The 16,184-nt window shown below is 44.3% G+C and carries 15 protein-coding genes; 4 read left to right on the top strand and 11 right to left on the bottom strand.

The annotated features are described in order from the left end of the window. Positions 1-108: 108 nt before the first annotated feature. Entirely contained in the window at positions 109-1,548 is a 1,440-nt protein-coding gene (locus R8O70_RS05785) for a sucrose-specific PTS transporter subunit IIBC (protein WP_062731055.1), read from the bottom strand. A gap of 235 nt (positions 1,549-1,783) precedes the next feature. Between R8O70_RS05785 and R8O70_RS05780 the strand changes: the two genes are divergently transcribed. Further along, entirely contained in the window at positions 1,784-2,770 is a 987-nt protein-coding gene (locus tag R8O70_RS05780; RefSeq protein ID WP_053349295.1) for a LacI family DNA-binding transcriptional regulator, read from the top strand. A gap of 63 nt (positions 2,771-2,833) precedes the next feature. Here R8O70_RS05780 and R8O70_RS05775 read toward each other — a convergent pair whose 3' ends face one another. From R8O70_RS05775 to R8O70_RS05745, 7 genes are all read right to left on the bottom strand, one after another. Next, positions 2,834-4,207, bottom strand: a complete 1,374-nt coding sequence (locus R8O70_RS05775) for a carbohydrate porin (protein ID WP_054574597.1) — start codon at positions 4,205-4,207, stop codon at positions 2,834-2,836. A 1,004-nt stretch (positions 4,208-5,211) separates the two neighbouring features. Further along, entirely contained in the window at positions 5,212-5,787 is a 576-nt protein-coding gene (locus R8O70_RS05770) for a hypothetical protein (protein ID WP_053349296.1), read from the bottom strand. After that, a complete protein-coding gene (locus tag R8O70_RS05765) occupies positions 5,784-6,335 on the bottom strand; it encodes an AHH domain-containing protein (RefSeq protein ID WP_258645516.1) in 552 nt (183 codons plus the stop codon). The genes R8O70_RS05770 and R8O70_RS05765 overlap by 4 nt, the downstream gene beginning before the upstream one ends. 440 nt (positions 6,336-6,775) lie before the next feature. Beyond that, positions 6,776-7,495 carry a 3-oxoacyl-ACP reductase FabG gene (fabG, locus tag R8O70_RS05760; protein WP_017633598.1) on the bottom strand — a complete coding sequence of 240 codons (720 nt, stop codon included), beginning with the start codon at positions 7,493-7,495 and terminating at the stop codon, positions 6,776-6,778. Positions 7,496-7,794: 299 nt separating this feature from the next. After that, complete coding sequence (locus R8O70_RS05755; protein WP_033906345.1) at positions 7,795-8,589, bottom strand: metal ABC transporter permease; 795 nt, start codon at positions 8,587-8,589, stop codon at positions 7,795-7,797. Between the two features lie 3 nt (positions 8,590-8,592). Then, positions 8,593-9,519, bottom strand: coding sequence for a metal ABC transporter solute-binding protein, Zn/Mn family (locus R8O70_RS05750; RefSeq protein ID WP_033906344.1), 927 nt, complete (start codon positions 9,517-9,519; stop codon positions 8,593-8,595). Further along, positions 9,509-10,651, bottom strand: coding sequence for a hypothetical protein (locus tag R8O70_RS05745; RefSeq protein WP_033906343.1), 1,143 nt, complete (start codon positions 10,649-10,651; stop codon positions 9,509-9,511). Before R8O70_RS05745 ends, R8O70_RS05750 begins: the two co-directional genes overlap by 11 nt. Before the next feature lie 208 nt (positions 10,652-10,859). On the opposite strand from R8O70_RS05745, the gene R8O70_RS05740 reads away from it, so the two are divergent. Beyond that, positions 10,860-11,531: a cupin domain-containing protein gene (locus R8O70_RS05740; protein WP_238967280.1), complete on the top strand. Its 672-nt coding sequence runs from the start codon at positions 10,860-10,862 to the stop codon at positions 11,529-11,531. A 73-nt stretch (positions 11,532-11,604) separates the two neighbouring features. Here R8O70_RS05740 and R8O70_RS05735 read toward each other — a convergent pair whose 3' ends face one another. Next, positions 11,605-11,844: a YdcH family protein gene (locus R8O70_RS05735; RefSeq protein ID WP_005373737.1), complete on the bottom strand. Its 240-nt coding sequence runs from the start codon at positions 11,842-11,844 to the stop codon at positions 11,605-11,607. Between the two features lie 228 nt (positions 11,845-12,072). Here R8O70_RS05735 and R8O70_RS05730 point away from each other — a divergent pair, with 228 nt between their 5' ends. Then, a complete protein-coding gene (locus R8O70_RS05730) occupies positions 12,073-12,876 on the top strand; it encodes an SDR family NAD(P)-dependent oxidoreductase (RefSeq protein ID WP_025767963.1) in 804 nt (267 codons plus the stop codon). Positions 12,877-12,953: 77 nt separating this feature from the next. Here R8O70_RS05730 and R8O70_RS05725 read toward each other — a convergent pair whose 3' ends face one another. Together R8O70_RS05725 and R8O70_RS05720 are read right to left on the bottom strand one after the other, a co-directional pair. Continuing rightward, entirely contained in the window at positions 12,954-13,856 is a 903-nt protein-coding gene (locus tag R8O70_RS05725) for a LysR family transcriptional regulator (RefSeq protein ID WP_017633593.1), read from the bottom strand. 80 nt (positions 13,857-13,936) lie between these two features. Beyond that, the gene (locus tag R8O70_RS05720) at positions 13,937-14,806 is read right to left on the bottom strand and encodes an AraC family transcriptional regulator (protein WP_005387011.1); all 870 of its coding nucleotides are present in this window, start codon (positions 14,804-14,806) and stop codon (positions 13,937-13,939) included. Between the two features lie 125 nt (positions 14,807-14,931). Between R8O70_RS05720 and R8O70_RS05715 the strand changes: the two genes are divergently transcribed. Further along, complete coding sequence (locus R8O70_RS05715; RefSeq protein ID WP_206949421.1) at positions 14,932-16,080, top strand: PLP-dependent aminotransferase family protein; 1,149 nt, start codon at positions 14,932-14,934, stop codon at positions 16,078-16,080. The last annotated feature ends 104 nt before the right edge of the window (positions 16,081-16,184 follow it).

Below are 16,184 nucleotides of genomic sequence, written 5' to 3'. Positions count from 1 at the left end.
CAAGTAAAAATTGAAAAAGGCTAGCCAAGCCATTAGTGCTTGGCTAGCACCCCAAACATTTAGGAAAAGAAGTGGATTTTGGGGGACTCCACCCTTAAGGAGTTCAGATTAAGCCGCTGCTTTTTTACCGACTTTAGCGCGGTCACGCATACCAAGAACAATGGTGAGAACAAATGCGGTCAAGAACGCGATCACCATACCCGCGATGTAGTACCCAATCTTCTCTGGCGTAATGGAAATGATGCCTGGAAGACCAGCTGCGCCCAATGCCTGAGCTTTCACATTAAACATTGTGATGAACGCACTTGATAACGCCGCAGCGCAAACTGCCGCAATAAATGGGTAACGTAGTTTTAAGTTAACACCAAACATAGCCGGTTCTGTAATACCCAGCAAACCCGTAACACCCGATGGAATCGCAATACCTTTCATCTTCTTATCTTTGCTCATCACGCCCACCGCCAACGCTGCCGCTCCTTGAGAAACGTTAGACATCGCCGCAATAGGAAAGATAAAGGTGCCGCCCGTCGTCGCAATATCCGCAAGAAGTTGAGTTTCAATCGCAATGAAGCTGTGATGCATACCAGTAATAACAAACGGAGCATAAATAAGACCAAATACCGCACCACCAACAAAGCCAGCTGTGTTGTATAGCCAGTTCAGACCATCACCCAATAGGAAACCGATATCACGCGTGAACGGACCGACGACAGTAAACGTCAGCAAACCCGCTATGAAAATCGCCAGTAATGGCGTTAAAAGGTTGTCTAAAACAGAAGGGATGACTTTACGTAAGCCTAGCTCAACCTTCGCAAGAATGAATGCCGATACCAAAACCGGTAACACCGAACCTTGGTAACCCACTTTTTGGATTTCAAAGCCAAGAATATTCCAAACCGGAATGTTGCCAGACACAGATGCGCCGCCGAATCCCCAACCATTCAGCAAGTCAGGGTGAACCATCAACATACCTAGCGCCGCCCCTAAATATGGGTTACCGCCAAACTTCTTACTGGCTGAAAATGCCAGCAGAATAGGCAGGTAAACAAACGGCGCGTTCGCAAACGTGTTGATCATGTTCGCCAAGTCTGTCAGTCCTGGGTTGGCATCAATCAAAGATTTGCCATCAATGAACAAGCCTTGAGCAGTCAATAGGTTATAGATACCCATCAACAAACCACCAGCGACGATTGCTGGAATGATTGGAACGAAAATATCAGACAGCCCTTTCACCGCGCGCTGAACAATGTTTTGTTTCTCTGCGCCAGCAGACGCAACATCGTTGGTGGACATTTCACTCATCCCCGTCAACTTCGCCATTTCTGCATAAACTTGGTTTACGATGCCAGATCCAAAAATGATTTGGTACTGACCCGCAACTTTGAACTGCCCTTTTACTCCTTCAAGGCTATCAATCGCTTGTTCATCTATTTTTTGCTCATCTGCAACGGCAAGGCGTAAGCGTGTCGCACAATGCGCAAGTGCGGTGATGTTGCTTTTACCACCTAATAGAGTTAACAACTCTTTTGCTACTGCCGGATAATTCATTTCATACCCCATTGGATTATTATCTGAGCTTGCGAAATTTTCGGGAACGTTTGCAAAACAGATTTTTGCTCAATAAAACCAAATGATCAAAGATAAAGCAGAGAGAATGTGAGAATGATCGTCAAATTCTCTCCCTAAGAGCAGTATAGGAGGTTAGAATCGCTACTTATCAAAGAGCTTTTCATCTTCTCTTTGCAAACAATCCCAAAAACGAAAAACAGAATGGATAGGAACAATGGCGAGTCTGCATGATGTCGCCCGTCTGGCTGGCGTATCAAAATCAACAGTGTCACGGGTTATAAACGATGAATATGGCGTAAAAGAAGCGACAAAACTGAAGGTCCGCCAAGCAGTAGCGGAATGTGGCTATGTGCCGAACCAAGTCGCTAAAGATCTAAAATCTCAAAAGACCAATCTGGTTGGTGTCATTGTTCCTCGGGTTTCCTCTCATGCCACATCCCAAGGTGTCGATGGATTAACCGATGTCCTTGAAAAAGCCGGGAAACATGTCTTACTTGCTAGCACTCACCAAGCCCACGAAAAAGAACTGGAATACATTCAGATCTTTAACCAAAAACGGGTTGAAGGGATCATTCTTTACGCCACCCACCTCGATTCCAAGCTGGTAAAAGCAATTCAAAACTCCGCCGTCCCAGTTGTGCTCGTCGGTCAAGATGGTTCCATGTTTAATATTCCAAGCATCATTCATGATGACGCACGAGTAGGGTTTGAAGCGGGAAATAGACTGGTTGAAAAAGGTTGCCAAACCATGGGTTTTATTGGTGTGCAAGGTGACGATATCGCGGTAGATAAGCAACGCTCTGAAGGATTTGTTCAAGCGCTACAGCATCATGGTTTTGAGCTCGCCTTCCATGCTCGTGGTGACTTTACCATCGATTCTGGCTATTCATTGGCAAAACAACACTTAACAAAGAACCCTAAGCTAGATGGCTTGTTCTGTGCGACAGACCGTATTGCTATCGGTGCGATGAGAGCGATTCAAGAGCTCGGGTTAACACCGGGTAAAGACGTTTTAGTGCTAGGCGTTGGTGATGATGAGCTCGCATCAGTGTGCACCCCAACCTTATCAACATTTAACTATGCATTTGATAAAGCAGGGGAAAATGGTGCGAAACTGTTACTAGATAGAATTGCCAACAGAAGTTTTGAAATGAGTAAGATGGTACTAACCTTCAAAACTATTGAGCGTCAGTCCTGTTAATAAAAAAGCGCCAACTGAAATCAGTTGGCGCTTTTCTTATTACTCTTTGTAGGTTAGGTCCCTTTAGAACCAAGTTTCCATTTGCAGTGCAAACAGAACTTCACCACCATCACCCATCGTTGCAGCACCCGCATCCTGGCTAATCGAGTAGCCATTCAAGTCTTCGCTCCAATCAACGTAGCTAACTGCAAAACGTAGCTCCGGACGGTCAAAGAAACCTGCAGCGGTAGACATCTTAAGCGTTGGTGCAATTGTCGCTTTGTAAAAACTGCCACTTGCTTTATCAATCGCATTGTCTAGGTCCATGTATTGGTATGAGCCTTCATAAACCATCTCAAAGTTCTGCGTAAACTCTTGCGCTAAGCGGATGTTGAACGATGCCCACGTAAATTCATCATTTTTAGCAAAGCGATCTTGGCTGTGTTCTGCTAGCAACGCAGGTGCTACACGCCAGTTGTCGCCGATGCGTGTTACACCATAGCTGAACAAGCGTACGGCTTTTGCGTCTTCTAACAAATCTCCGTTTGAACCGATGCCTTTAAGTTCCGCACCCAATCCATCACCCATCAAAATACCGGTTTTAGAGAAGCCTTCACTCATGCCAAAGAAGTTATCGCCATGGTAGGCAAACATCGCATGTAAACCTTTGTCCGCTGCTCCTTCTACGCGATCATTGTTATCAGCTGACGTCATGCCGCTCAGCATCAATTGCCAATTACCGAAGCGGTTGTTCATTGTCGCGATATAGTTTTCAACATCCGTTGACGAGCTATCAATCTCACCAAAATCACGACCATAGATCGAGAAGTTTGCTTTCCATGATTCGCTCATTTGGACGTCATACACACCAGCACCAGTGCCAGATAAGAAAACAATATCCGAGTCAAAGAAGTGAATGTCAAAGTTATCACGGTCAAATCGTTTACCAGCCCAAAACGTCGCGTCAGCAAACGCACTTGATTCAGAGAACATGCTCAACTTGTTTAGCTCAGCATATACCTGACGAACGTTTAATTGACTCTCGCTCGCCGTCCATTCGTTATTGGTTTCCGTACTATCTGCCAACATGATTCGGAACAATGCGCTGGAACCATCATCTGCAAAACGTTTGTGAATAAGGTTTGCTTCCACATAATGATCATCCTCTACCCCTAATCGCCCAACTGGAGCGCCAATAGCACCAGCTGCCGTCATGTAAGGACCAGTGCCCACTGCACCATTCAGATCATCATTAATGAGCAGCCCGGAACGAGCGTAGCCATGAAACTCAAAGCTTGAGGCTTTCTCATTTGCTTCTGTGGATACTTTTTCTGTCTGTTCAAGTCTCTGTTCTAATTCATTAATTCGCTTTTCAAGAGCGTCAACATCTGTTGTTGCGAATGCAGGTGCTGTAACCAGCCCAAGCGCTACTGCCATCGTCAAAGTGTGTAGTTTCATTTCCATAGTCTCACGTAAATTTATACTTAGGTTATTTGCAAACGTTCCCAAGTAAAATTGCAAACTTATGGTGACTTTAAATACCCATCTAAAGTCTGAATTTCAGAGCGCTCAGACTCAGAGCGTATCTACCACTTGTATCAATGAGGGCGATAATATATAAACTTTTCGGGAACGTTACCGTTAAGAGGCCATTTTGTTACTTCTATCACGTTCAATTGTGTTACTTACAGAAAAATCATTAACCAGCGCACATTTGAATTAATTGTTAGGGCTAGAGGAAGTAGTTTGAAGGTGACAGGCTACAAAGAAGGAGTTTAGTGTTCATTTGAGAGAATAGTCCCTCGCTTCCCTATGCTCCTTGATGGTAACTCATCTCTATTTATTGATGAAAAGTAGCAGCTAAGGCTGAACGTAACTAAGAGCGAAGCGGATCTGGATACCTTGGTTCAAACGACATGAAAGGCAGTTAAGACGAGATAAACACCCTTCACTTTCTGTGAAGAGCGCTTTGTTGTTCTAATTCAAGCTAACGAAACACTTTTTTGGAAAGTTGAGTTATAGGCTTTACTAAATTAGCATTTAATGGATAATTATAGATGTTCTAAATCCTTTTGTCGGTTGACCAAATCAACCCACTCACTACATATTAGAAAGGAATCTCGACTTAATAGTTCTTCACGGGCTTTCTCAGCTTCTCATTTTCATTACGCTTATTAAAACTGCGCTAATTAGTGTATTCGATATAGTCGCCTGTAAAAAGCGGCTCCCCGTCCTCTTTGATACTAGAGATAAAGACTGCTTTGCAATCCCGCCACCTGACGCCTCGACTGCATGATTTCATATTCTACTGTTACTAAAGAAAAGACAGAACTAGCAATAAATGCAACTTCTAATTTGGCTCTACTGTGAACAACCACGAGCCGATTAACCCACTAACATTAGCTTAGGTATTGCAAATTTCTAGTGTAGTGGCTGGATTCATTAACCCCATTGGTCAACTACTAAAACGGATCCAGCAAATCTTCATCAAACTTAAGTCCTTCTAGTCCATGCTCTTCGCACAAAAGCTTGAAAGATTCTGTAGCATAGAGCACTGTACAGCCTTGTAAGCGAGATTTGAATACATAGCGTGGTTCGATATCCTCTTCATCAAATTCAATGGTTTCCAGACCATCTTCAAAGCCATCGGTATATTTCTTAAGGCACATAGACTCATCTTCAGCGCCAAAACTAAGGCAATTAAAAGCATATATGGTTTCGTCACCAACGTTTATAGGCAAGAACTCCCCCTCAGACGCTAGTACCGATTCTAGCTTATCGCATGCACCTGCAGTTAGCGCTAAATATGTGCTATACCATGTTGATATGTCCGGCATCGTAGAGTTTTTTCCTAAAACATCCTCAAAATCGCCAACCACACCATCTTTCCAAATTGGTAGTAAAGGCTCATTAGTAGAAGGCTGCAGTCGGAGTTGCCTTACTAGCTTTTTATTACCAAGCTGATTAGCAAGATTCATAATGTCCAGAGTTAGAGTTTTAAACTCCTCAGGGCGTTGCTTTAACTGGTAGATTTTCATGATTGACCGCTCCAGCTAGTGTCTTTCTTTTCAATAATTTTCTGCGGATATCCACCATGCAGAAGTTTGTGCTTTACTCTTTGTAAGCGACTAATCATTGCCTGCTCAGGCAGCATTGGAGAACTAAACGTATTCACAATCCATGATTCATAGTTATACCGATGTATCTCTCGATGAGCTGGTGCTTCACTGCCTGCCCAGTGACCTTTGTGCTTTTTATAGCGAGCTAGCCAAGCGCCATTCAACGGGTCATTGATTCCAATACCGTGAGCATGAAGGGCTAATCGTGTCACAACAAGTCTAACCTGCTGAAACCGCCCTTTACCCGGAATGATATGATGTGGATCATGGATACTACTCGGCTTAGGTTCACCAACTGCAGTGAGATTACGAGCCAGCACACGAGTCGGATGATGAGCCTCCTCGAACAACTCATCTTCATCTTTCAACTTGTTTTCAGCACGGCATGTTTCAAGATCCTGCTGTAGCATCACCTGAGAAGTGATCTTTTTTCGCTCATGCTGAAGGTGTGCCCAATCCTTTTCCAAAGCATCAATACGCTGCTTGCAAGCTTCTTTAGATTCATTGTTAAGCGCAACACTATTCTTTTTGTCGTGATATTCAGGCCGCTTGACATTCGTAGTAATAAATAACCAACTCTAATGCAGATGGGTTGCTAGGTCGAATAGGCTTTGGCGTATACTTCACAATTCCGTCCTTGTATGTTTGGTCAATTAGATGTGACTGGCACAACAGCTTTAATAAGAGCTGTAAGCTACCAGAAAACAAGTGGCTACAAAACACTCAATACAATCAGTTTCTTCGCTAATAAAAGTAAGCAATTATACCTTCCATCACGTAATATTGACTGATTCCACTGAATCATTTAGGAGCAAAAAAATACCAGCAGGTCAATTAATGTTCCTCAAACAAAAACGCCCTTCATATAAATAAAGGGCGTTTGTTATTTGACGTTTTGATTAGCGTGCTATAATACCAACCCACCGTCAATCTTGAGCACTTGGCCTGTGATGTAGGCGCTCTTGTCTGAGGTTAAGAAAGAGACGCCATTGGCGATATCTTGAACTGAGCCCATGCGCCCTAATGGGGTTTTGCCTTCCATCATTTGAATAACTTTCTCTGGCAGGTTCTTGGTCATGTCGGTGGCGATAAAGCCTGGCGCGACACAGTTGACGCGTATCTGTGCACCCTTTCTTGAAAGTTCTTTCGCCCAGCCTTTGCTCATTGAGATGACGCCGCCTTTACTTGCGCCGTAGTTGCTCTGGCCGATATTACCATCCGTTCCCACTATAGAAGAAATGCTAACAATACTGCCTGTGCCCTGCTCTAGCATGACAGGAGCAACACGTTGGGTGAGTAAGAACACCGCTTTTAGGTTCACGTCGATCACGCTGTCCCAGTCTTGCTCTAACATATCTGGCAACAATGCATCTCGAGTGATGCCCGCGTTGTTAACCAGAGCATCGATTCTTCCGTGCTGCTCTACAACACTTTCTACTACTTCACTGACGGCTTCGGCATCACACAAGTTGACTTGATAACTGCTTAGCTGCGCCGACTGACTCCATTCCACGGGCGATATGTCTAGCCCGATTACGTGGAATCCATCCTCCAGTAATTGCTCACAAATCGCTTGGCCAATACCACGAGCCGCACCAGTGACTACTGCTACTTTTTCCGGTTTCATCTTGGTCTTCCTTAAATGTTGAGATTACAAATTCGCTTGTATCCCTAGCGTTTTTGTTTTTATGCCTAGTCGCGTTACAGCTGCGCTTCTCATACGCAGGGTCTTTTATATCTTATAAAAACTATAGAAACAGTCTGGGAGTCGGATGTGAACTAATCAAGGCAACTTGATGACTATGGCAAGATCAACGTAAGAAAGTGTGTTGGAAGGCGCAAAGTTACACGATTGGAGGACTTGGATAGAAAAGTATTGGTCTGATTACTCAAGTACTACGTCATCAGACCAATATTACTTGTCTCTTAATCTCTTACAAAAGCTGGTTTTGTTATTTTCACCAGAAAAGGCTGAAGCAAGAGATTAAACAACATGCCAGTAATAAACAGGGTGATCACAATACTCGCGCCACTTGGTGAGTCGTAGCGAGCCGATGCGGCAATACCCGATAAGATCCCAACAATACCGATGCTGATACTGGCGACAAAGAATCGAGTTCCCTTCAATGCTGCCGCACATAACGCTGGAATCACCAACAAAGCAAATTCTAAATAAATACCGGTTAACTTGACCGTAATGGGCATCAGAATAGCAAAGATCAGATAAAAACCACTACCGCGCATAAACGCAGGTTTTAACCAAACCAATAGCAACATCGCAGCGGTAATGAGTGCCAAAGGCCAAACGTCTGCCCAAGTCGCCCATAACAGTTGCCCATTAAGAATGCCTTGAATAAAGTCTCCGCCGTGTGGGTCTTTACTCACCAGCAGGATCGCCAGCGATGCAGACACGACAAACAAGCTGCCAATCATGGGCTCTAAATGTTGCTGGTATCGTTTCTCCATTAAGGCAATCAAACCGCAAAGCATCAAAGACATCACCCAAGGGCCAATCATTTCGCCAAAGAATGAGCCTGAGAACAGCGCGTATTGGCTCAACCAGTAGTGGCTTAGTGCTGCCCCCAATGCCGCGACTTGCGCCACCGCCAAATCTATAAAGATGATCTGACGATTAAGAACTTGTTGCCCCAGAACGATGTTGCCAACTAACGCAATTAAACCACACAAAACCGCAGGTAAAAGCCATGTATAATCCGCCATGACTTAGATCTTCTCAGGAACGGGCGGCACTAACACATCCAGTAAATCATCAATGACCTGATCGTACATCTCATCCAAGCTTTCACCCTCAGAAACGGTCAATGGCAGTTGAATCACAGGTTTGTCAGTATGATCTTGCAACCAGTTCGCTGGACGCTGATCCTGATGAGAGGAGTAAACAACCGCATCAAAACTGTCAGCATCTAACTTGGTAAGCGATTGCAGGTGAGATGTGGTCGGTGAAATGCCCGGTTTAGGTTCGAGATCGGCAATCTGCTTCATTCCGAGCCAATCGTACAAATAACGATACGTCGCGTGATAACCGACAACTTGCTTACCTTTTAAAGCAGCCCCTTTCTCATTCCATTCTTTAAGCTTTTTACGCCAATGAGCACGAAACTTCATACCATTCACTTGGTAACTTTGTGCGTTGTCGGGATCAATCGCTTTTAGGCGCTCCGTGACTTTACGAGATAATGGAATCATGTCATTTGCCGCAAATTGAACATGTGGGTTACCGTGAGCGTGTATATCTCCCATGCTACGGTCAACGTGAGCATGAGTATCTAACATGCGCACGAAGTCCGTCGCGTAGATCATGCTCGGCGCACCATTTTGCACCGCCGCATTGCTGCTACGAACTTGCAGCATAGGTAACCACCCCACCTCTAGCTCTGCGCCCGAACACATTGCCATGTCCGCTTGGCGCATCTTCGCAATCAAAGAAGGACGAGCTTGTACGTAATGTGGGTCTTGCTTAGCCGTTGTCGCTGAATAAATACTGGCATCTGGCGCGTGGCTTTCAAGAAAGGCTTTCCATTCTGGCTCACAAACGAAAATGTTTAGAGCCGAAGCAGGCGAAGCAATGATGGCAGCTCCTGCCGCCATCATCACCAAACTACATTTATTTAATGTCAGCTTAGAACGCATGAGCACCGTGCGCTCCAAATGTCATCACGTATTGCAGAGTGAACACGTTGTCTGTCTCACTGTCTTGGTTATCAATGCGAGTGTATTGCGCACGGATAGTACCGAAATGAGAAGAATCCCATGCGATCATCGCATCCATTTCTTTATCATTCAGCTCAGTGAAATGCATGTGGTCGCCGTGTGCATGACCATCGTAGCTTTCTGCTTCGCCGTAACGTAGACCAGCTGACCAGCTTGGGTTGAAGCGATAAACACCCGAAACATAGTAAGCGCTTAAGTTGTCTGGTGACTCTGCATCGTTTTTATATTTGCTGTCTACCACACCGTCTAACAGCATGTATTCAGCCGATAGCGTGAAGTTGCTGTATTTGTAGTTACCATCTGGTGCCCACTTCCACACAAAATCTGCGCCGTATAGGTTCGCACCCGTTACAGCCGCAGCGTGGCTGTGGTCATGTTCTTCTTCGTGACCATGACCATGGTCATGATCTTCGAATTCTTTAACTTTGCCATTTTCGTTACGCAGGTAACTTAAACCAAACTGCCAACTTGAAGATTCAGAGAAATCATTACCAAGCTTCAGCGTCGTGGTGTACACGCCAACTTCAGAACCATCTTCGACAGAAGACATTTTGCTACCACTAAGCGCTTCTACACCAAATTTTACGTAAAGGTCGGTTGGCAACACGATGTTTGCACGTACACCATCATCGTAGTAGTGCGAGCCAAGGAAAGTACGATAAGCAATTGGACGCTCAACAAAGCTATCGGTGTGCATGTGTTGGTTATTCAGGTAACCAAAGTCAGATAGGAATCGGCCAGCGCGCACGTTTACACCATATGGCAATGCCAAAGTTTCGATGAATGCCTCTTCAAGCTCTAATTCTGTCTCATCACCATGACTTTCAAGAACCGCGGTCAATGCGCCGTAAAACTTGTCGTCGATATTTGATGAGAAGTTTAATTCCGTATGGCCTAGACCAAAGCCTTCTTCGCGCTCAGAATTATGACGTTGGCCATCTTGGTAGTAGCCATCAACAACAACACCAATCTGTGGGTTCGATAGTGTGTCGGCAAAAACAGGGGATGCAAAAATGCTACCGATCACGAGAGACACCAATTTCTTATTCACTACTTTTTCCTTTTTGTTATGTTATAACATTTAATTTTGCGATGTTATAATATAACAATTCTCATTACACAAGCAGAAATTTAAATTAGGCTCCGATTTCATGTTCGTACTCAATCCATGAATTGGGCTATCAACAAATGAATCAATTGATGTTTTTTATACGTATACTAATGAGAATTAGTAATTAAATAAGTAACGGAATTTCAATATGTTGAATATGGATTTTTCAAAAAGAATCGTGATAGATACTGCTCAACAGGAATGGATCGCCAGCCCTTCCAAAGGTGTGTGGCGCAAACCTTTGGAACGAGAAGCCAAAGAATCAGGGCATACCACCAGCGTCGTTAAGTACGAGCCAAATTCGCAGTTTTCGACTCATCCTCACCCTCAAGGAGAAGAAATATTGGTGCTCGAGGGGGTATTCTCTGACGAATACGGTGACTACCCTGCCGGCACTTACCTTCGTAACCCTCCAGGAAGTCAACACGCACCATTTAGCAAAGAAGGCTGTGTGATTTTAGTTAAACTAAATCAGTTCGAATCTGAGGATCTTGAAACAGTTCGCATTAATACAAACCAAGCGAGCTGGCAGAGTGGTGTCGGTGGGTTGCAAGTCATGCCTCTGCATCATTTTGAGCACGAACATGTCGCGTTGGTTAAATGGCCAAAAGGTGAGAAGTTTCAACCACACCGTCACTTTGGTGGTGAAGAAATTTTTGTGTTATCGGGGGAATTTAAAGACGAGCTAGGAACCTATCCTCCCTACTCTTGGATACGCAGTCCACATATGAGTGAGCACTTTCCTTTTGTAGAGCAAGAAACGGTCATTTGGGTAAAAACAGGCCACCTGCCACTCCAAGCTCCTGCTCAGCAATCCTAGTGTTTGCACACTTGGCATCGTCCATTGGAACTAAAATCGGCCCGCAATTTACGAGCCGATGATCATTTCGTCACTAAGAACCCATTATTCGCGAGTGGAGCCAGTCTTTGAGCTCAGCCCGGTTATGTTTTAACACGTTCATTTCGTGATCATCAATCGGGCTTCCTTGAAGTTCTAGTACGCGGATTTCCTTATCTAAAGCATTGTAGTTTTTAACGGTTTCAGCAAATGATGCATCGTTTTCGGTAAGCTGAGTAATGGTATCCAAATGTTCTGGGAATTCATGAGTTAATGAGTGATTTTCACCTAACATAGAGACCTCTTGGCTATTATTTGAGTACAAAATAGTGCCTAATTTTTGAGCACCACATGTATAACCGTAGCATCTAATGAGACGTTAATTCGTCGCACCGTCCACAAAAAGAACAACAAAGTTATTTTCAATTTTTCCTAGAAAGTGTTTTCTTTTTAGTCTCAATAGTCGAATGCAAAAGATGCCACTATGATCGTTCTATATTAACCCTCAACAATGAGAGCGATCATGCGAAAGACAATTCTAGTTACTGGATCTACTGACGGTATTGGTTTAGAAACCGCGAAAATGTTAATTAACCGTGAACAACACGTAATAATTCATGGCCGGAATATAGAGAAAGTTCAACAAGTTGAGCAAAGTTTGAGGGAGATGAAAAGTGGTAAAGTTGAAAGCCTTGTTGCTGATTTATCCTCTCCCAATGCGGTAAAACAGATAGTGATGGAGATAACAGAACGGTTCAATCATTTAGACGTCATCATTAACAATGCTGGTGTGTACGCAACACCAAATCCAAGAACTAAAGAGGGTCTTGATGTACGCTTCGCAGTCAACACCATTGCTCCCTACTTACTCACTAGAGAGCTATTGCCGTTGCTCGGAGATACGGGTCGTGTGGTTAATTTGTCTTCAGCTGCACAAACAACAGTAAACACTAGCGCTTTACTCGGTAACAAACCATTGTCAGATGGCGAAGCATATGCCCAAAGCAAATTGGCATTAACGATGTGGTCACGAGCAATCGGACTAAAGCTTAAGAACACTGGCCCTATGTTGGTATCAGTAAACCCAAAATCATTCCTAGGTAGTAAGATGGTTAAAGATGCTTATGGGGTTGCTGGTGGTGATATCCGCTTAGGAGCAGATATTCTAACTCGCGCTGCGCTATCAGAAGAGTTTGCTCAAGCGCATGGTATGTACTTCGATAATGACATTGAAGCATTCGCGCCCCCACACCCTGATGCATTAGATCAAAGCAAAACACAGCAGATAATTGATACTATTGAATTAATCTTAAGCAAACTCTATTAATAACAATTAAGAATTATCTTGAGGTTCGTTTTTATTCGGACCTTAAAAACAATGTATTCGATAAGTGAAACTTGTTATCACTTTTCCGCAAACTCCCAATAAGGTGGCGTGCCATAGTATTCAGCAAAGTAATCAATAAAGGCACGCACCTTAGGCGCAATTAAACGAGAGCTTGGGTACACAGCCCAAATCCCAGCATCCATCGCTAAAGGGTGATCTTCGAGTACTTCCACTAGCTGACCACTTTGTAATTCTTGATAAACACTCCAAACCGAGTTGATAGAAATACCTAACCCGTTTACCGTCGCGTCTCTCATCGCATCACCATTATCAGTTTTAAAACGACCAGAAGTTCTTACATTGACCATTCCATCTTTTGTATTGAATGACCAATTATTCATTCCAACTAAGTTAATACATTGATGATTCGTCAAGTCTTGGGGCTTGTTAGGTCTCCCAAATTGTTCAATATAATCTGGTGATGCAACGATAATACGACGATCTGGCGCAAGCTTTCTTGCGACCAATGAAGAATCTTTCAACTCAGCGACACGAATGGCGACATCGAAACCTCCCTCAACCAGATCAATAATGGAATCAGAAAATCGGCAGTCCACGGTTAACCCTGGGTAACGCGCCATAAAACCTTTTAATGCGGGCACAATATGCAAGCGACCAAAAGTTGCAGAGGCGGTTATACGTAATACTCCCGTTGGCGCACTCTGCCCTGATCCAACAGCTCCCCTTGCTGCCTCCACTGTTGCAAGGACCTCCTCCGCGTGAGGTAAAAAAGCCTGCCCTTCTTCAGTTAAGGAAACTTTGCGTGTGGTGCGATGAACTAAACGAACTCCTAAGCTGTCCTCAAGTTTGTTGATGTGCGCACTAGCGACAGCAGGAGAAAGTCCAAGCTCCTGACCAGCCATGCTGATGTTGTGTGTCGAAGCCAAACGGACAAATAGCTTTACATGATCGATGTTCATTTAATTTTCAATTATTTGTAAAAAATCACCATATAGAGCTTAGCATTCTCTTCCTTACGGATAGTAAATAAATACTCCAGTTAGAAAAAACTGATGGGCAGATAGAAGTCCAGCTCAAACGCCTCATCATGGCTAAGGAAATGGTTTTTATGATAGTGAACATAAGCGGGAGTAGAACGCTGCTTAAAGCCTGAATTCGGCAACCACTTCTCTAACACCATACTCAATTGAGGAAGAAGCTCTCCATATACCCCTGTTAAGCGAAAAACAGCATGCAAACCACCCGGAATCGTCATTTGATTCACGACACCGCGTACTTTAAGCGGCTTATCAATCGCCATACAAGCCACATAGCGACACTTATCGAGCTCAACCCAAGCGGGGTTGGAGTGATGCAAACCGTATTGAACCGAAAAGTCCCGATTCTCAGAGCTTGCCCACGCCTTCAAAATCAGCCACGCATTACGAATGGAACGGCTATAACCCTCATGCCGCACATAAGCCGCAAAGCGTTGTGGAACCTCCATAATTTTAGGTTCTGGCAACTCGCGTTTAGCAACCCGATGATAACCCGCAGCCACTTCTGGATCTTTTAGATACGGCTTTTCTGCGACTTGTAAATCATGCTTTCGCCACGCGCCAGGAGACATAGCGAACGTTGCTTTAAACGCTCGGCTAAAAGAAGATACCGAGCTAAAGCCGCACTTGTTAGCAATGTCTAACACCGATGAGCTGGTATCAAACATCAGTTGATTGGCGGCGTATTCCATTCTTGTTCGACGGATATATTGATGGACAGACTCCCCTACCACATCTTTAAAAATACGATGGAAGTGCTGTTCAGAATAGGCTGCTACATCTGCTAGCTCTTTAGCCGATAAATCTCTGCTAATGTCCTGGTGAATGTAAAACAGCACGTCATTGATTCTGGAAACTTGTTGATGGCTCACGGAGTAAACTTTCGCTTAAATAGCATAAATGGACATATTTAACAGCATAAATGGACACACCAAGCTTGGCAATTTACCTATACTATTTCTGACATAAAAAAAGACAATTACGAGAAGCACAGCACATGGAAATCGCACAGTCATTACAACAAACTAAGTCATCCTACATCCGAGAGATCCTCGCAGCAGCAAGCGATAAGAACGTCATTTCTCTTGCAGGTGGCTTACCGGACGAAAAAACCTTCCCGATCGACTTAATGAAACCGACGCTAGAAAACCTCGCGAATATGCCAGAGGTGTTTCAATATGGCGCAACAGCAGGCTACGCACCGCTACTTAATTTTTTGACCGATTATTACCAGCTGCCAGAATCTCATTTGGCGATGATCACAACGGGCTCTCAGCAAGGGCTAGATTTGATTGCGCGTGCGTACGTGAATCCGGGCGATAAAGTGGTAATGGAAGCACCGAGCTACCTTGGTGCTATGCAAGTATTCGGTCTAGTGCAAGCCAACATCGTGACTGTTTCACAAACCGAGTGTGGTCCAAACCTTGAAGAACTTGAACAATGCTTTGCTACACAGCAACCGAAAATGTTCTATGCCGTGCCCGATTTTCACAACCCAACGGGCGTGTGCTGGGCGCTAGAGACTCGCCAAAAAGTTGCCGAGCTTTGTATACAATACGACGTGGCATTCATTGAAGACGCACCATACCGCGAGCTGCGTTTTTCTGGTGAAGCACTGCCGCTAGTTTCGGACTTCTGCCCACAGCACTCCATCGTATTGCGCTCTTTCTCCAAAATAGCTTCACCAGGCTTGCGTATTGGTGTAGTTACGGGCAAAAACAGCTACCTTGAGCCACTCATCAAAATTAAACAAGGTGCCGATCTGCACTCTAGTATTCCTATGCAAGCTTTGCTGCATGGTCTACTGCAACATGACAACTTCGAAACGCACATTTCAACCATCTGTGCGCTTTACAAATCACGTTACGATGTCATGTTTGCTGAACTGCAAAAACAGCTGCCAGAAAGTTGCGTACTCAAACCCGTCGATGGTGGTATGTTCGTTTGGGTCGAGATTCCAGAATGCGACACCTTCGAACTGGCGAAAAACCTTCTCGCAAACTGGGTTGCTGTAGTGCCGAGCCCGGTCTTTTATCCAGAAGGTTCAAAGGTAAAAGCCGCTCTGCGTCTTAACTTTACCAATGCTACACCAGAAGAACTGACGACAGCTGTCTCTCGACTCGCGGATGTCCTCAACACGTTGTAATTGAACACGAGTGTAAGAACCTGCCTTTGAGATTCAAAAAAGTCTCAAAGGCAGCATCAAAAAAGTTCCCCAAAAAAATTTATATTTTTCCTTCAAATCAACTC

Source organism: Vibrio sp. 779(2023), from assembly GCF_033344285.1.
GTDB classification, from domain to species: Bacteria; Pseudomonadota; Gammaproteobacteria; order Enterobacterales; family Vibrionaceae; genus Vibrio; species Vibrio alginolyticus.
This window is presented reverse-complemented; position numbering and strand designations above follow the sequence as displayed.

What these genes read in the sequence shown, in the direction of transcription:
- R8O70_RS05725 (WP_017633593.1), bottom strand. Translation starts at nt 13,856, where the DNA reads ATGAACATCGATCATGTAAAGCTATTTGTCCGTTTGGCTTCGACACAC.
- R8O70_RS05740 (WP_238967280.1), top strand. Translation starts at nt 10,860, where the DNA reads ATGTTGAATATGGATTTTTCAAAAAGAATCGTGATAGATACTGCTCAA.
- R8O70_RS05775 (WP_054574597.1), bottom strand. Translation starts at nt 4,207, where the DNA reads ATGAAACTACACACTTTGACGATGGCAGTAGCGCTTGGGCTGGTTACA.
- R8O70_RS05715 (WP_206949421.1), top strand. Translation starts at nt 14,932, where the DNA reads ATGGAAATCGCACAGTCATTACAACAAACTAAGTCATCCTACATCCGA.
- R8O70_RS05770 (WP_053349296.1), bottom strand. Translation starts at nt 5,787, where the DNA reads ATGAAAATCTACCAGTTAAAGCAACGCCCTGAGGAGTTTAAAACTCTA.
- R8O70_RS05755 (WP_033906345.1), bottom strand. Translation starts at nt 8,589, where the DNA reads ATGGCGGATTATACATGGCTTTTACCTGCGGTTTTGTGTGGTTTAATT.
- R8O70_RS05750 (WP_033906344.1), bottom strand. Translation starts at nt 9,519, where the DNA reads ATGCGTTCTAAGCTGACATTAAATAAATGTAGTTTGGTGATGATGGCG.
- fabG (WP_017633598.1), bottom strand. Translation starts at nt 7,495, where the DNA reads ATGAAACCGGAAAAAGTAGCAGTAGTCACTGGTGCGGCTCGTGGTATT.
- R8O70_RS05785 (WP_062731055.1), bottom strand. Translation starts at nt 1,548, where the DNA reads ATGAATTATCCGGCAGTAGCAAAAGAGTTGTTAACTCTATTAGGTGGT.
- R8O70_RS05735 (WP_005373737.1), bottom strand. Translation starts at nt 11,844, where the DNA reads ATGTTAGGTGAAAATCACTCATTAACTCATGAATTCCCAGAACATTTG.
- R8O70_RS05780 (WP_053349295.1), top strand. Translation starts at nt 1,784, where the DNA reads ATGGCGAGTCTGCATGATGTCGCCCGTCTGGCTGGCGTATCAAAATCA.
- R8O70_RS05730 (WP_025767963.1), top strand. Translation starts at nt 12,073, where the DNA reads ATGCGAAAGACAATTCTAGTTACTGGATCTACTGACGGTATTGGTTTA.